General features: G+C 63.5%; 12 protein-coding genes. 2 read left to right on the forward strand and 10 right to left on the reverse strand.

All coding sequences use genetic code 11. The annotated features are described in order from the left end of the window. Positions 1 to 362 precede the first annotated feature (362 nt). The 7 genes from ABVQ20_RS14885 to ABVQ20_RS14915 all read right to left on the reverse strand — a co-directional run bounded on the left by ABVQ20_RS14885 (position 363) and on the right by ABVQ20_RS14915 (position 8,371). Positions 363 to 1,223, reverse strand: a complete 861-nt coding sequence (locus tag ABVQ20_RS14885) for a sugar phosphate isomerase/epimerase family protein (RefSeq protein ID WP_354460275.1) — start codon at positions 1,221 to 1,223, stop codon at positions 363 to 365. Next, positions 1,216 to 2,772: a GMC oxidoreductase gene (locus tag ABVQ20_RS14890; protein WP_354460276.1), complete on the reverse strand. Its 1,557-nt coding sequence runs from the start codon at positions 2,770 to 2,772 to the stop codon at positions 1,216 to 1,218. The genes ABVQ20_RS14885 and ABVQ20_RS14890 overlap by 8 nt, the downstream gene beginning before the upstream one ends. Positions 2,773 to 2,841: 69 nt before the next feature. Beyond that, complete coding sequence (locus tag ABVQ20_RS14895) at positions 2,842 to 3,885, reverse strand: extracellular solute-binding protein (RefSeq protein WP_354460277.1); 1,044 nt, start codon at positions 3,883 to 3,885, stop codon at positions 2,842 to 2,844. 41 nt (positions 3,886 to 3,926) lie between these two features. Next, positions 3,927 to 4,730: an ABC transporter permease gene (locus tag ABVQ20_RS14900; RefSeq protein ID WP_354460278.1), complete on the reverse strand. Its 804-nt coding sequence runs from the start codon at positions 4,728 to 4,730 to the stop codon at positions 3,927 to 3,929. Next, a complete protein-coding gene (locus ABVQ20_RS14905; protein WP_354460279.1) occupies positions 4,727 to 5,599 on the reverse strand; it encodes an ABC transporter permease in 873 nt (290 codons plus the stop codon). The genes ABVQ20_RS14900 and ABVQ20_RS14905 overlap by 4 nt, the downstream gene beginning before the upstream one ends. After that, complete coding sequence (locus tag ABVQ20_RS14910) at positions 5,596 to 6,609, reverse strand: ABC transporter ATP-binding protein (protein WP_435528417.1); 1,014 nt, start codon at positions 6,607 to 6,609, stop codon at positions 5,596 to 5,598. Before ABVQ20_RS14910 ends, ABVQ20_RS14905 begins: the two co-directional genes overlap by 4 nt. A 331-nt stretch (positions 6,610 to 6,940) precedes the next feature. Further along, a complete protein-coding gene (locus ABVQ20_RS14915) occupies positions 6,941 to 8,371 on the reverse strand; it encodes an aminotransferase family protein (protein ID WP_354460280.1) in 1,431 nt (476 codons plus the stop codon). A gap of 37 nt (positions 8,372 to 8,408) precedes the next feature. Here ABVQ20_RS14915 and pdxR point away from each other — a divergent pair, with 37 nt between their 5' ends. Further along, positions 8,409 to 9,875 carry a MocR-like pyridoxine biosynthesis transcription factor PdxR gene (pdxR, locus tag ABVQ20_RS14920; protein ID WP_354460281.1) on the forward strand — a complete coding sequence of 489 codons (1,467 nt, stop codon included), beginning with the start codon at positions 8,409 to 8,411 and terminating at the stop codon, positions 9,873 to 9,875. A 17-nt stretch (positions 9,876 to 9,892) separates the two neighbouring features. Here the strand turns inward: pdxR and ABVQ20_RS14925 are convergent, their stop codons facing one another. From ABVQ20_RS14925 to ABVQ20_RS14935, 3 genes are all read right to left on the reverse strand, one after another. Further along, the gene (locus tag ABVQ20_RS14925) at positions 9,893 to 12,025 is read right to left on the reverse strand and encodes a N,N-dimethylformamidase beta subunit family domain-containing protein (RefSeq protein ID WP_354460282.1); all 2,133 of its coding nucleotides are present in this window, start codon (positions 12,023 to 12,025) and stop codon (positions 9,893 to 9,895) included. A gap of 29 nt (positions 12,026 to 12,054) precedes the next feature. Continuing rightward, positions 12,055 to 13,359, reverse strand: coding sequence for a histidinol dehydrogenase (hisD, locus tag ABVQ20_RS14930; RefSeq protein ID WP_354460283.1), 1,305 nt, complete (start codon positions 13,357 to 13,359; stop codon positions 12,055 to 12,057). Between the two features lie 110 nt (positions 13,360 to 13,469). Further along, the gene (locus ABVQ20_RS14935) at positions 13,470 to 15,272 is read right to left on the reverse strand and encodes a thiamine pyrophosphate-binding protein (RefSeq protein ID WP_354460284.1); all 1,803 of its coding nucleotides are present in this window, start codon (positions 15,270 to 15,272) and stop codon (positions 13,470 to 13,472) included. A 186-nt stretch (positions 15,273 to 15,458) separates the two neighbouring features. On the opposite strand from ABVQ20_RS14935, the gene ABVQ20_RS14940 reads away from it, so the two are divergent. Beyond that, complete coding sequence (locus tag ABVQ20_RS14940; RefSeq protein ID WP_354460285.1) at positions 15,459 to 16,283, forward strand: helix-turn-helix domain-containing protein; 825 nt, start codon at positions 15,459 to 15,461, stop codon at positions 16,281 to 16,283. Positions 16,284 to 16,429: the final 146 nt, after the last annotated feature.

Below are 16,429 nucleotides of genomic sequence, written 5' to 3' on the forward strand. Positions count from 1 at the left end.
CCCTACGTCGCGGCTTCTCGGCTCATATCGCATTGCCACCGCACCTGAGACCAACGATCAAGGCCCGCTTGAAAGATTTCAGCAATGGTTGGGCAGGCTTTGCTTTCTCCTGCGAGCGGACACTACGGCTGGCGCGTAGCTCGCCTTTGTCTGCTCGACAGCCGGCCTGGCCGTGGCGCTTGCGGATGCAGCCTGATGCTGGGGCCGATCTGCTTACTCTTTGGCGGAGCAATTTCAAACTGCCGAAGTGCCGCTTGGGTACCGGCATCCTGCAAGGCGTCCAGCCCGATTGCGGTACGCGACCCGGCCCCCCGAAGATCGACGGTATGGCAAGGATCAGCCCAGCACCTGCCCAGCCTAGCTCACAAGTCCGCAGCCAATCTCAACACGCCGTCCACGGATGAGCGCGAAATCTCTCCCACCTGCCTGGCACTCATGCCCCTCAGCATAGGCGAGAACACTTCGGCGCCGACCTGGTTGAGGCCACCGGTCTCGGCGAGGATGTGCACGACCTCGACATTGGGGAACTGGCCATCGCCGGGAAACTTGCGGTCGTAGCAGTCGTCCTTGATCGTCACGCCGGCCGGCAGTTCCAGCGGGCCGTCGTTCAGTTGCACGCAGTGGATCTTGTCGCCAGGAATGGCACGGAGATCGGCAAGGTCGGATTTGCCGCGCACGAAATGCCAGGTGTCGAAGACGAGGCCGCCATTGCTTGCACCGGCGCCCTGCACGATCTGCCAGGCCATCGCCAGCGTCGGCACGCCCCACAGCGGGATGAACTCCAGCGAACAGTCGAGGTCGAACCGGGCCGAGGCTTCGCAGATCGCCGCATAGTCCTCGATGATCGCTTCCATCGACAACGACCCCAGCGGAAACGTTGCGTTGAGGCTGATGGAACTGCAGCCAAGCTCGGCGCACAGCGCAAACACCCTCTCGCGCGGCGTGTCGACGGTGGCGACATAGGCATCGTCCATATTGTCGGGCAGCCAGACCCGCGACCATGTGTTGAGCGGATCCAGCCGCAGGATGCGCATGCCGGCATCATCGGCGCGTTGCCGCACCTCCCTTGCCGGGATGCCGGCCGCCATCATCCGCTCGACCTCATGGGGCATCAGCGACAGGGCATTGCAGCCGGCAATGCGCGTTGCCTCGAATTTTTCCGCCAGCGGCAGATGGGCGACGTTCGAGAACGGCATCAGCGTGCTGTTGACGGATTCAGGCATGGTTGATTTTCCTCAATGGGTTGGCGGTCCGCGCCGCGATGCCGAAATCAGCAGTCGCGATGTGGTCGGAGACGCGTAGCGCCTGGGCGACGATGGTCAGTGCAGGATTGACCGCCGCCGAGGATGGAAAGAACGAGGCGTCGACGACGAACAGATTCTTGTGGTCGAATGTCCGGCAATAGGGATCGAGCGCCGCCTGGGCCGGATCGTCGCCGAAGCGCACGGTGCCGCACTGGTGCGAGGTCGTTGCCACCGGCATCAGCTTGGTCAGGGTCAATGGCAGGCAGGCACGGCGCATGGCGCGCGCGGCGCGCTTGGTCAGTTCGGTGTGGGCTCTGAGATTGTTGCGGCGAACGTCCATCTTGATCGTGCCTCCCGCAACCGACACGCGGTTGAGCGGGTCAGGCAAATCCTCCGACATGATCCACCAATCATAGCTGCGCTCGGACAGCATCCTGTTGACCAGCTTCGGCACCAGCGGGTTGGCCGCCGTCATCATGCCCGGCTTCAGCTTGCCGAGCGACATGATGCAGCCCATCGGATAGCGGAAATCGTCGTCGCCGAAATAGAAGTCGTTGATGGTGACGGTCTTCTGGAAAACGGTCGGGTTGCGGCGCACCGAGATCGCCATCATTGCCGTGTTGTTGTGGGCCATGTAGTGCCGGCCAACGACATCCGAACTGTTGGCCGCGCCGCGCGGCGCCTGGTCGGTTGCAGAACGAAGGAGAATGGCCGCCGAGTTGATGGCGCTTGCGGCGAGCACATAGATGCCGGCGGTCAGCACCTCGACACGGCCGCCCTGCTCCACCTCTATGCCGGTAACCTGGCTACCATCCGGTGACAGCAGTACCCGCCTGGCGACAGTCCCGGTGCGCAAGGTCACTCGTCCGCTCGCCAGCGCCGGCGCGACGGCGCTGCGCTCCGCATCGGCCTTGGCGCCTATCTTGCAGGGATAGCCGTCGCAGGTGCCGCAGCGCACGCAATTGCCCTCGGGCGGCATGTGAATGGCCGCCTGCTGCGGAAACGGGTGCAGCCCTTGCGCGCGCAGCCGGGCGGAGAGTGCCTCCATCGGCGGATCGGAGCGCACGCCGGAATATGGAAACGGGTTGGCACGCCGCGCCTCGGTCGGGTCGATGCCTTGGGTTCCCATGGTGTGGAACAGATGCTCGGCCTGTTCGTAGTACGGCTCGATATCGGCATAGGAGATCGGCCAGGCCGGCGACAGGCCGCCATGATGCTCGAGACCCTCGAAGTCCCGTTCCCGGAAGCGGATCATGGTGCAGCCGAAGAATTTCGTCGCACCGCCAACATTGTAGAAAACCGATGGATGGAACGGCCTGTCGGCGCTGTCGAGCCAGGTTTCGCGGGCTGTGTATTTTCGATCGATGTAAACAGCCTGCGGGCTCCAGTTGTCGGGCTCCTTGGGCAGATAGTCGCCGCGCTCCAGCATCAACACCGACAGGCCGTATCCGGCCAGCCGAAGGGCTGTGGTACCGCCGCCGACGCCGCTGCCGACGACGATGACATCCGGTCTGGAATTCGCGTTCATGGAGGGGTCCGATCTGTTACCTCGCGGGGCGGCTAGCGCGCCCCGCGTGTCTACTTCTGCCGTGCTGATCTACTGGCGCAGGCGCGTCCAGATCAGGTCGTATTTCTTTGCCGCCTCTTCCGAGCATACCGGGCTGACGACCTTCTTGTAGTCGGCGGGAACCTGTGCTTCCGGCGCGGTAGCGATCTCCTTGGGCAGCATCGGTTCTGTGCCAACGACGCCGGTCGGATAGCCGACATCCTTCTGCTGCAGCGCCGCGTTCGCCGGATCCATCAGGAAGGAGATGAACTTCTTGGCGAGATCCGGCCGGGCGGCTGAAGTCGGCACCACCAGATTGTCGATCCAGGCCACCCCGCCCTCCTTGGCGAAGACGAATTTGAGCGACGGTTTCTGCATCCGCGCCTGCAGGCCCTCGCCGTTGGCGACCTGCGATATGGCGGTTTCGCCCGAAACCAGACGGCCCATGATGCCGGCAGAATCATAGATCTTCACGAACGGCCTCTGCGCCTGCAGCAGCGCGTCCACCTTCTTCAGTTTTTCGGGATCGGTCGTGCAGGGTTCGATGTCGAGATAGCGCATGGCCAGTGCAATCACCTCGGTCGGCGCCGAGAACATGCCGACCTTGCCCTGCAGCTCAGCGGGCGGATTGAACAGCAGCGACAGGCTGTCGGTCGGTCCCTTGTAGAGGTCGGTATCGACCGCATAGGAGGTCACGCCCCAGAAATATGGAATCGAATAGACATTGCCCGGGTCCCAGGAGGATTTCTTCCACTGCGCATCGAGATGATCGTAGTTCGGCAATTCGGAGATGTTGACCGGCTGGATCAGTTTCTCGGCGATCATCAGCGGCACGAAGTCCGTCGAGGCAACGGTGATGTCGTAGCCGCTGGAGCCGCCGCGCAGTTTGGCCAGCAAGGTCTCGTTGTTGTCGAACGTATCGAGCGAAACCGCGATGCCGGTGTCCTTGGTGAACTTGTCGAGCATCGCCTGCGAGATGTAGCCCGTCCAGTTGTAGATATGCAGCGTGTCCGCCGCCATGGCGGAACTGCCGAGCAGACCAGCGAGAGCGATTGCGATCGCCCCGCTGCGCATGAGTTTCAATACAGATGTCATTGTCATTCCCCTTCGGTTTCTTGTGTTGAAAAGTCTGCTGTTCAGCTTCTGCGTTTCGTCATGCCTTGCATGCGCAGGGCGACGAGGACGATCACCACGGACGACGCCAGAAGCAGCGTCGACACCGCATTGATCTCTGGCGACACACCCAGACGGAGCATGCCGTAGATGTAGACGGGCAGAGTGGTCTGGCCGGCATCCGCCAGCAGCATGCTGATCAGGAAGTCGTCGAGCGACGAGGCGAAAGCCAGCATGGCGCCGGACAGGATCGCTGGCAGAAGCAAAGGCAAGGTCACGCGGCGGAACACCTGCCATTCGTTGGAATAGAGGTCGCGCGCCGCATCCTCGACCGCCGAGCCCATGTCGGTCAGCCGCGCCTGGATGGGCAGGTAGGCGAAGGGCACGCAGAACACCGTGTGGGCGATGATCAGATTGCCGAGACCGAGCTTTAGCCCGATGCCCGAGAAAAACACCAGCGTCGCCACCGCCACCACGACCTCCGGCACCACCAGCGGCATCAGGATCAGGCCGAGCGTGATCTGGCCGCCGCCGCCCGCCCTGGCGTGGCGCAGGCCAAGGGCGGCGGTGACAGCAAGCATTGTCGACAGGATCATCGACGCAACGGCGACGATCAGGCTGTTCGACAGGGCGATGCCGATATCGCGATTGTGGAAGACCTTGGCGTACCAGTCGAGACTGAAACCTTCCCAGAGCGTCGCCTGGCGCCCGGCATTGAAGCTGTAGACGATGATCACCAGAAGCGGCGCGTAGAGGAACAGATACACCACCCAGGACAGCGTCCTGAGACCCGGCGTCGCCTTCCAGTCGAATGGCTTGCTGCTCATCGTGCCGCCACCTTGTTGAAGCTCTTGCGCACGACCACAAACAGCACCGCCAGGATGGCGACCGAGACGACGGTGGCGAGAGCTGCGCCGAAGGGCCAGTTGCGCGAGGAGGTGAACTGCAGCTGGATCAGGCTGCCGATCATCAGGCGGCGGCCGCCACCGAGAAGGTCCGGCGCCAGGAAGCTGCCCAGCGCCGGGGCAAACACCAGCAGGCTGCCGGCGATCGCGCCCGGCATCGCCAGCGGCCAGACGATGCGCCGAAATGTGTTCCAGCGGTCGGCATAGAGATCGTGGGATGCCTCGATGACGTCACCATTGACGCGTTCGAGCACGGCGTAGATCGGCAGCACCATGAACGGCAGGTAGGTGTAGATCATGCCCAGGAGGATGGCGACGTCGTTGTAGAGGAAGTGGCCGCCGGCCAAGCCGAAGTAGCGTAGCCCACCGTTGAGCAGTCCTTCGTCGCGCAGGATGAGCACCCAGCAATAGGTGCGGATCAGCGTGTTGATCCAGAACGGCAGCGTGATCAGCAGCAGCAGTCGGGCACGTTTTGCCGGGGCGCTGCAGGCCATGTACCAGGCCAGCGGCAGGCCGATGGCGAGGCTCGCCACCACCGTCAGCGCGGCCAGCAGCACCGAGCGCCAGAGAATGGCGAGATAGCCGGTGGAGAACACCAGATTGCCGTCGAAATCCTCCTGGAACAGAAGCTGACGATAGGCCAGCGCCGTGAACGGCATGCGCACGCCGCCATAGGCGCCGTTTGTCATGAAGGAATAGACGACCGCCAGTCCCATCGGCACCAGCATGAACAGCACCATGGTCACCAGGACGGGCGAACGCAGCAGGATGGTGGTGAGCCGGGCATTCATTCGCTGAGCAGCCACTCGCTGGAATGATCCCAGGCGAAATCGGCGCGGTCGCCGACCGACAGGCCCGACACGGCACCACGCACCCGCGCCTTGATCGGCACGTCGCCAGCACAGCGCGCTTCGATGAGCGTGTCGGCGCCGAGGAACGTCAGCGCGGTAACGATGGCTTCGACACTGCGCCTTTCATCGGCTGGGCGCGTGCGCACGGAAATCTGCTCGGTGCGGATCGAGATCGTCTTGCCGCCGGCCAATCCGACGAGGCCGGCCGGGATCAGGTTCGCCTCGCCGATGAAATCGGCGACGAAGCAGGTTTTTGGCCGTGCATAGATCTCCTCGGGCGTGCCGACCTGCAACACCTTGCCCTTGTTCATCACCGCGATGCGGTCGGACAGCGCCAGCGCCTCCTCCTGGTCGTGGGTAACCATGACGAAGGTCAGCGACGTCTCCCTCTGCAGGCGCTTCAATTCGCTCTGCATCGCCTTGCGCAGCTTGAGGTCGAGCGCCGACAGCGGCTCGTCGAGAAGCAGGACGCGCGGGCGTGGCGCCAGTGCCCGGGCCAATGCGATACGCTGCTGCTGGCCGCCGGACATCTGCGTGGTGCGGCGGTCGGCGAAAGCCGGCATCTGCACGAGGTCGAGCACTTCGTCGACGCGACGCCTGATGTCGGCCGGCTTCCAGCGCAGCATTTCCAGCCCGTAGGCGATGTTCTGGCGCACATTGAGATGCGGAAACAGCGCATAGCTCTGGAACATCGTGTTGACCGGGCGCTTGAACGGCGGCTCGTGGCCGATGTCGCGACCGTCGAGCAGGACGCGTCCCTCGGTCGGATGCTCGAAGCCGGCGATGATCCGCAAAAGCGTTGTTTTCCCGCAACCGGACGGACCGAGCAGCGTGAAGAACTCATTGTCGGAGATCTCGAATTTGGCGTCGTCCAGAGCGGTGATCTGCCCGTCGCCAAAGCGCTTGCCGACATGGTCGATGCCGAGCAGTACAGCACCCTTGGCCTGCAGGCCGGCGGTTGGCTGCGACCCTCTGCTGGTCTGATCCGGCCTGATCTGATCTGGCCTGGTCCGATCCGAGCCTGCGACGTTCACGATGGCATGTCCCCTGTTGCTAGAGAGTTTGTTTGTGCGCGCATGCACCGCTGACCTCTGCGGGCCATTTAGACGAAACGCCGATCTGCGAAAATCCGCACCGGAATTCAGTCGTGAAATCATCGATTTACCAGCCTCTCCCGTCAATTTCGCGAATCCGGATTTTTGTTCTCAGAGTGACGCTCCTTGTGCGTCACTCTGCTTCATCTCCTGAGGATCGCGGGCTATCGATCGCGATCTCCCATCGCTATTTGCCTTCAAGGCCTCGCTGCCGCGCGACCTCAGTGATCGCCTGCGCCATCGCGCGGGTGCACTCGGCCAAGTCCTCGCGCGTTGCGATCAGCGCCGGCGCGATCTCGATGGCGGTGCCGATCGGGCCGACGATGACGCCGAGTTCGCGCGCGCGCCTGGCGATCGCCACCACCGTATCGTCGGTAAAGGCGGCACGGCTTGCCTTGTCGGCGGTGAAGTCGATCGCCTGCCAGAAACCGCGACCGCGTATGTCGCCGACGATCGGATGATCGCCGAAAGTGTCCTTCATCGCGCGCTGCCATTGCTCGCCAAGCACGTCGGAATTATCGACCAATCTCTCGCGCTCCATGATCTCGATCACCTTGAGCGAGGCGGCGCAGCTGACGGCGTGGCCGGCATAGGTGTGGACGTGGCGGAAATGGCTGATGCCGTCGGCGATCTCGTCGCGGGTCATGACGGCGCCGATCGGCGCGTAGCCCGCGCCCATCGACTTGGCCATGTTGAGGATGTCGGGCTCGATGCCGAGCTGCTCGGTGGCAAACCAGGTGCCGGTGCGTCCGAAGCCGGTGATGACCTCGTCCATGATCAGCAGGATGCCATATTTGTCACAGAGCGCGCGCACCTTCTTCCAGTAGCTCGGCATCGGGATCTGCACGCCGTTTGCCTGCTGGAACGGTTCACCGATGAAGGCCGCGACCAGGTCGGGATCCTCAAGCAGGATCTGTCGCTCGAGATGGGCAACGCAGATGTTGGAATAGGTTTCTTCGTCGAGCCCGTAAGGGTTGCGGTAACGCATCGGGTTGGCGACGAAGCTGTGGCCGGGCACGCGCGGATCGGGCACGTCGCGCACCGCCAGCCAGTCGGTGCAGGACAGCGCGCCCATGGTCGCGCCATGATAGGCGCTCCAGCGCGAGATGACCTTGAAGGCGCGCGGCTTCCTGCCGCTCTGCTGCAGATATTGCTTGGCGATCTTCAGCGCTGTTTCCGTCGCTTCCGATCCGCCGGAGGTGAAGGTCACCCGGTTCAATCGGCCGGGCGTGATCTCGGTCAGCTTCTCCGCCAGCCGCGCGGCGGCCGCGTTGGTGTTCCGGCCAGCGCCCGAATAGTGCATGGTAATCGCCTGGTCATACATTGCCTGCGCGATCTCGCGATTGCCATAGCCGAGCGAGCCGGCGCGCGTCGTGGCGCTCATCATGTCGAGCATCGTCGTGCCATGCTGGTCGGTGACGCGCACGCCGCTGCCAGACATCAGGATGCTCGGGCCATATGCATCCATGTCCTCGCGCGGCACTAGCGGGAAGATCAGATGCCTGGCGGCGGCCTCGGCATCTCCAGCGGAATTTCTCAGCATCTGCGTGGTCATGGCTCTGCTTTCCAGCTTGACTTCGGTGTCGATGCCGGAACGATAGGAGACTGGTGACGTCACGAAAATTGCCAGAAATAGACAAAGTGAGGATACCAGTTTGGGCGAGCCGATCCGCGACATCGCCATCGATCCGACCGGCTTCGAAGAGCAAGGCCCGGTTCCGATCTTCCAGCAGCTCTATCGCCGGATTCGCGACCAGATCACGGCGGGTGTGCTGAGAAGCGGAGCGCGCCTGCCCTCCACGCGGGCACTTGCCGCCGATCTCGGCCTGTCGCGCACCACCACAATCGCCGCCTTCGAGCAGTTGGAAACGGAAGGCTATATCGAGACGCGCAAGGGCGCGCGCGCCAAGGTGCTGGCCCTGCCGTTCGCTGGCGGCGCACGTGACAGGGAAACGCTGCCGCCGCTTCAGGACAATCTCTCGCGGCGCGGCCTGGCACTGGTAGCCCTGCGCCATGAAACCGGCTTTCCGGGCAGCCATTCGCTGCAGCCGGGCCTGCCCGACGCCGCCGCCTTTCCGTTCACCATCTGGCGCCGCCTGCTGTCGAAGCACATGCGCCCGACCGCCGGCGAAACCTTCGGTTATCACAGCTATGGCGGCCATCAGGGCCTGCGCGAGGTGATTGCCCAGTACATGCAATCGTCGCGCGGCGTGAAATGCCAGCCGGACCAGATCATGATCACCGGTGGCGCCCAGGGCGCCTTCACGCTGCTGGCGCATCTGCTGATCGATGCCGGCGACGCGGTGATGATCGAGGAACCGGGCTATACCGGCGCGCATGGCGCCTTCGGCGCGGCGGGCGCCCACATCGCACCGCTTGACGTGGACGGGTGCAACTGGGACCTGAAGACGATTGCGACGGTGCGGCCGAAGCTGATCTACCTGACCCCCTCCTGCCAGTTTCCGCTGGGATCGACCATGCGCATCGAGCAGCGGCTGCGCCTTTTGCAGCTGGCGGCGGAAATCGGGGCCTGGGTGATCGAGGACGATTTCGACAGCGAGTTCCGCTTCAGCGGCAATCGCGTGCCGACGCTGCAGTCACAGGACACCGACCATCGCACCATCTATGTCGGTTCGTTCGCCAAGACCATGCTGCCCGACTTGCGGCTGGGCTTCATCATCTTTCCCGGCGAAGTGGTGCGGCCTGTGCGCAAGGCGAATTTCTTGATGGGAACGGCGGCTCCGCTCGTCACCCAGGCAGCACTCGCCGACTTCATTCGCAATGGCGATTTTGCCCGACACACGCGGCGCATGAAACGGCTTTACGCGGCAAGGCGGACGCTGCTGACCGGCCATGCCCAGGCGCTGGTCGGCGACATGATGGAGCAGCTCGACGAAGGCAACGGCCTGCAGACGACATGGCGCTTTCGCACTCCAATCGACGATGTCGCCATCGTCGGAGGCGCGCTCAAGGTCGGCGTCAACGTCACGCCCCTGTCCGCGCATTACATCCACGGCGCACCAGAGCACGGGCTGATGATCGGCTATGCGGCGACGGAGGAAAAGCAGATCCCCCGCGCGTTGCGCAAGCTCAACCGGGTCATTCGCCAGCATCTGGGGTGATTGGGGAAGACTCGGCTCTACCGCAGCATTCGCCTCAGCACATTTCTCGTCAGCGTCGAGACGGTGTTGTCGTAGCCATTGTGCGAGAGCGCGCTGAACCACTGCATCGAGCCGACGGAGAAGACGAGGCCACCCGCGGCGGTTTCGAAACTGACGATATCCGACCGCACCAGCGGATTGCCAGGAAGCGTCGCGGCCTCGTTGACATCGCGGCGGTCGTCGATGACCAGCTGATAGTCGGTCGAAAATCCGGTCGCTGTTGCCAGCACATGCGCATGCGCGGGCGTTCCGAGTATAAGATCGGCTCGATCCACCTCGTCGCCTGCCGCACCGACGCCGAGTCCCAGCGTTTCGAAATCGCCGATCGCCTCGTCCTCGCTGATGCCAGCAAGCAGTTCCGCCACCAATGGGTGGCTGCGATCGCCCGTCTGCCGATAGGGACGCGGCAGGCCGCAATCGTTGTGCGAGGTCCAGCCCTGCGCGGTGAAGCCGACGCCGACCAGACGTTGCGGCGCACGACCGCGAAACCGCCACAGGCCGCCGGGTTCGCCGGTGAGCGCATGGTGGCTCTCACCGGGTCTGGACGACCATGGCCGCGTGCCGTTGGGGCGGCGCACCTCGATCATGCCGCCATCATCGGCCAGCGAGGTGACGCTGTAGAAACCGTTGCCGCCGAGATAAGCGACGCTGCCGCCAGAGCCGAGATAGGCTTCCAGCGCGTCGAGCATCTGGCCGGAGACATATTCCGGATGCGAGCCGGTCATCACTGCCTTGTATTGCCTCAACAGGCCCACGCCTTCGCGGTGAAGTTCGTGGTCGGTGATAACATCGACCGGCTGGCCGATCGCGTCGAGCCAGTCGAAGGCATAGAGATCAGCGGAGAGATGCCGGCCGAAGTGCTCGCCGGTCACCGATCTCAGCAAGCCCCGGCCGGGCCGAAAGGTCTTGATCGGGTGTCGCTGTGAGGCGAGCGGCACCCCAGCCCCGTCCAGGTAGCGGTCGTAGAGGCAGTTCAGCCCATACTCGCGCCACATCTCATTGCCGTAGGCCAGGTAGGTGAAGGTCGGCACCACCAGCGCCAGCGGCGCTGTGGCAACGCCCTTGGGCGGGCAGACGAGGAAAGGCAGGTCGTCGGTCTCACCGCCTGCCGTCAATCGGGCGGAATAGACGCCGCTTGGCAGATCGTCCGGAATGGTGAACGCAAAACTCTCGACCCAGCCGGCGTCCGACAGGCTGTCCTCGTGGAAGTGGATGGCGCGGTAACCGCGCGGATCGCCCCTTGGATCATCCGTCTCGCCGGTCCAGTGCGGGCCGGTCATGGCACGCACTGGCGATTGATGGGTTTCACCGTCGAACCTCCGCCCGCCAGCGTCGTGAATTCCCGCCCCATTGCTGCCGACGCTGAAGTCCCAGGCGGCGATGCAGGGCTGCGGCAGGGCGTCAAAATCGACGCCGTCAGCGAGGTCGCCAAGCTCGGCATCGCCTAGCCATTTGCCGAAGATGCAGGGATCAGCAATCAGTCCGTTGTAGAAACTGCAGCGCCGGCTGCCACGCATCGATGCTGCGATCAGAAACGGCGCATCAGAGCTCATGGCAGGCGGCAGATGCCCTGCCCCGCCGAGATCTCTCACCAGCGACTGATCATGCGTGGCAAACCCCGTAGAGAGCCCGGCCGATCCGGTGGCGGCGTCGTAACGTGCGGCGACCCAGAGCCAGCGCTGCTCCAGCACAGGCGCTGCCCCTTCGATGCGTGCTGCACCGAGTCGCAGGAACAGTCTTCCAGTATCACTCAGGCCGAGCTCGAAACCGGCATCGTCCCGTCCTTGCTTGGAGAGAATCACTTGTTCGCCGGAGGCCAGCCGCGTCGGCCGGATCCAGGCGAAGATGGTGAAATCGCCGGATAACCGTAGCTCGGGATGATCGGCAACGATGATGCAAGAACCGGGAAAGAGTTTCTGCTCGACACCCGAATACTCGCCATCCACCCTGGTCCCGATAGCAAACTCGCGACGGCCCGGCCCGCGCGGATCGCCGTCGCCATGCAGCAAGCGCACGATCTCGGCCTTGAACAGCGGCGCGTCCGTGCTGACCATGAAGGACAGTGTTTGGCCCGGACGGGCACTGAGGCGGTCGGTGTAACCAGTCAGCATTGCGTATTGTTGTCCCTTATGCGGTTTACCTACTCCACCGCGCCGCCGTAGGGAACATTCCTGCCGCCATAGCGCCGCAGCCGAACATTGGCCTGCTCGGCGTGGCCGGCGAATCCTTCCATGATGCAAAGGCGCGAGCAATACTCGCCGACCAGCACGGAGGCTTCGTCGGTCAGGATCCGCTGGTAGGTACAGGTCTTCAGGAACTTGCCGACCCACAGCCCGCCCGTGTAGCGCGCTGCCCGCTTGGTCGGCAGCGTGTGGTTTGTGCCGATCACCTTGTCGCCATAGGCGACGGTGGTGCGCGCGCCCAAGAACATCGCGCCGTAGTTCTTCATCCCGTCGAGGAAGTAGTCGGGATCAGCAGTCATCACCTGCACATGTTCCGAGGCGATGCGGTCGGCTTCCGCCACCATCTCGTCGAGCGTGTCGCAAACGATGACCTCGCCGTAGTCCTCCCATGCCTTGCGGGCGATGGCAGCGGTCGGCAGGATTTTCAGCAGGCGCTCGATCTCGGCAAGCGTGTCACGCGCCAGCTTTTCCGAATTCGTCAAAAGCACCGCGGGCGAATTGACGCCGTGCTCGGCCTGTCCCAGCAGGTCGGTGGCGCAAAGCTCGCCATCGACCGTGTCGTCCGCAATGACGAGCGTCTCGGTCGGTCCGGCGAACAGGTCGATGCCGACGCGGCCGAACAACAGCCGCTTGGCCTCGGCGACATAGGCATTGCCGGGGCCGGCCAGCATGTCGACCGGCTGAATAGTCTCGGTGCCGAAGGCCATCGCCGCGATCGCCTGGACGCCGCCAAGGCAATAGATCTCGTCGGCACCTGCCAGATGCTGGGCGGCGACGATCAGCGGCGCGATCTCGCCGCCGAAGGGCGGCGCGCAGGTGATGACGCGATCGCAGCCGGCGACCTTGGCTGTCAGAACCGACATATGGGCGGAAGCCAGCAGCGGATATTTGCCCCCCGGCACGTAGCAGCCGACATTGGCGACCGGGATGTTTCTGTGGCCAAGCACGACGCCCGGCAAGGTCTCGACTTCGATATCCCGGAGCGCGTCTTTCTGCGCCTGGGCGAAGCCGCGAACCTGCTCCTGCGCGAATTCGATGTCGGCGCGTTGGCGGCTGGTAAGGCTATCGACGCAATGCCGGATCTCCGCATCGGTCAGCCGGTAGAACTGGCGATCGAGCCCGTCGAACTTGACTGACAGCGCACGCACGGCGGCGTCGCCGCCACTCTCGACTTCTGCCAGCAGAGCTTCAACCGTCCTGGTCACGGCGGCGGCCTCGGCGGTTTCGCCCGCGAGCTGCGCCGACTTCAAATGTCTGATCATGGCAATGGCCTTCCTGCAGGCAAAGTCTGGCTGTCGCCACGAGAAGCGCAGCGCCGATCCGGCCTATTCTCCATGGATGACAGGCGGCTTGGCCGCCCGCCTGCTCTGTCTTAAAGGTGCTGTTCGAGCGCGCGGCCTTCGGCGTAGGCCTCCTGCTCCTTGTCGTAATATTCGGGCGACGGGAAATCCCACCAGCCGGTGACGAAGGGGCCGGCGGCATCGCGCGAAGTGGTCACCTCGACCAGCGCCGGGGCGCCGCAGTCGAGCGCCGCCTTCAGTGTCTTTTCCAGATCGGCCGAGTCTTCGACCTTCCAGGATTCCATGCCGAAGTTTTTCGCCACTTCGGAGATGTTGGCGGTGTAGGGCTCGCCATTGCCTTTGTGATAGTTGAACTCGCTGGCGACGTGCCGGCCCATGAATTTACGCTGGCCCCCACGGATCGACATGTAGCCGCGATTGTTCTGCACCAGGAACACCGCCGGTATGCCGTTCATGACCGCTGTTCCCATTTCAGGCAGCGACATCATGAAGTCGCCGTCGCCGACCACCGCCACCACCTGGCGATCCGGCATGGCGAGCTTGGCGCCGAGTGCCGCAGGCACCGCCCAGCCCATCGGCGAGAACGACCCCGACGTCAGATGCGTGCGCGGCTCATAGACCGGGAAGGTCTGCTTGACGGCGCCTTGCGTGTTGCCGGAGCCGGCGAGGATGATGCCGTTGCGATCCATCACCTTGCGCAAAGCACCGAGTGGACGCTGCGAGGTGAAGGGGCTTTCATGCGAGTCACGGCGCGGCGCCAGCATCGCTTCCCACTCGACCTTGGCCGCATGAATGTCGGCAAGATAGCGGTCGCGGCGGTTCATAACCCTTGCAGCTTGCTGGTCGGAGATTGCCGAAAGGATAGCTTCCAGCGTGACGCGAGCGTCCGCGACGATGCCGACCTCAGTGGCGTAGTTCTTGCCGATCTCGTGATGGTCGAGGTCGATATGGATCAGTTTGCCCGGCGGGATCGAGATCGAGGCGCCCTTGCGGTAGCTCGACGCCGACCAGTCGGTGAAGCGGCAGCCGACCGACATGACGACGTCGGCGCTGGCGGTGATCTTGTTGCCGCAGGAGGTGCCGGTCTGGCCGATGGCGCCGATCGACAGCGGATGGTCTTCCGAGATCGCGCCCTTGCCGTTCCATGTCGTGGACACGGCAGCGCCGATCTTTTCGGCAAGTGCGGTCAGCGCCTGCGAAGCGTTGGCGCTGATGGCGCCGCCGCCGGCGAGGATCACCGGGCGCTCAGCCGACAGCAGGAGCGCTGCCGCCCGCTCGACGGCGATTGGATCGGGATAGGCGACGCCGACCGCCATGCGTTGCGCCAGCGGGTGGATGGTGACTTCGGCCGCCTCGGTCTGGATGTCCATCGGCACTTCGACATGCACCGGCCCCGGACGGCCCGACAGCATGGTGTTGAAGGCGCGGTGCATGATGAAGGGCAGCTCGTCGACACGGCCGGCCTTGTAGACGCGCTTGGTCACCTGCTCTGTAATGCGCGGAAAGGCGTTTTCCTGCTGGCGCTCCAGCTCCTGCATGACGCCATGGCCCTTCATGTGCGTCGCCGGGCCGCCCGAGACGTAGAAGGCGGGGATCGAGTCCGTATAGCAGGTGGCAAGCCCGATGATGGTGTTGGTGGCGCCCGGCCCGATCGAGGTCGAGCACGCCATCGGCTTGCCGCTGGCGCGAAAATAGCCGTCGGCCATGTGCACTGCGCTCTGCTCGTGCATGACCTGGATGAAGGGGATGTGCGAGCCTTCGGCGAGGAAGGCGTCGAACAACGACCAGATGCCGTGGCCGGGCACGCCGGCGACATACTCGATCCCATAGTCCTTCAGCGCCGTGGCCACGATCTGGCCGCCAGTCAATCTCATGTGGCTCGTCCCTCTCTTGTTCTCTGTTCGGCAAGGTGCGGAAACCAAGAGAATTTCCTGCCCGTGACGTTGGCCCTAATCAGCATCCGGCGAGCCGTTTCGGCAAGTTCGCAGCGGTTTGATTGTTGAAGCGATCTGAGGCAATATGTGCGCAAAATTGCTTCAGATCATGAACGGAAGCAGCGGATGGACCATGACGCCGGCAATATCGCGGATTTCGCCGCCAATCTGCGCTTTCTATGCGAGCGTCAGGGATCGATCAGCACGGTCTGTCGCAAGATCGGCCTCAATCGCCAGCAGTTCAACAAATATCTCTCCGGCCTGCATCTGCCCTCGCCACAGAACATGAGCCTGATCGCCAATTTCTTTGGCGTCAGCGTCTCGATCCTGTTCTCGCCGGCCTTCGAATTCAGGACCCTGGTCGAGGGCAATTTCTTCCAGGTGATGGAAAAGCTGCGGGAATCACCCGAGGTCACCAAATTCATCGAGACGGCGATCATCGGCGCCAAGTCGGACGGCAACGACCTCGTCGGCGTCTACGACCGCTATCAGTATTCCTCCATCTACAAGGGCTCGATCCTGCGCTCGGCTTACTGCATCTACCGCAACAACGACTTCCACCAGCACTATTACATCGAGCGCTTCCCGAGCTACGACGCGCCCGACAAGATCGACTATGTCTTCAAATATTACGGCTTCGTCTTCCCGGTTGCAGGCCGCGTCTTCTCCGTCGATTTCGAGCGCATCCAGCGCAATGAGCTGACCTTCGGCGTGTTCGCGCCGGTGCAGCGCAGTTCAAAGAAGTTCATGTTCGGCATCACCAGCGGCATCGCCGCGACGATGTTCCGCCAGCCTTATTCGACCAAGGTGGCGCTACACTACCGCGGTCCCGGCCTGATCGGGCGCGAGCAGCTGGCAAGCCTGACCGTGCTTAACGCCAAGGACCCGTCCATCCCAAGGGAAGCGCTTCAGTTCCTTGGCGATGGCAGCGACATGATCCAGATCATGTAGGGAAACCTTCTCTTTGTCAGGGGCCTCGTTGGGGCAACGACATGGGGGCCATTAGTCCGGAAACGCGCGAGCAAACAACACACGCTAGCTCCAACCCGCCCTGACCCTCGGCGCGCACAAGATCAGCAATGCCAAGCATGGCGCCC

The sequence above is a fragment of the Mesorhizobium shangrilense genome, assembly GCF_040537815.1.
GTDB classification, from domain to species: domain Bacteria; phylum Pseudomonadota; class Alphaproteobacteria; order Rhizobiales; family Rhizobiaceae; genus Mesorhizobium; species Mesorhizobium shangrilense.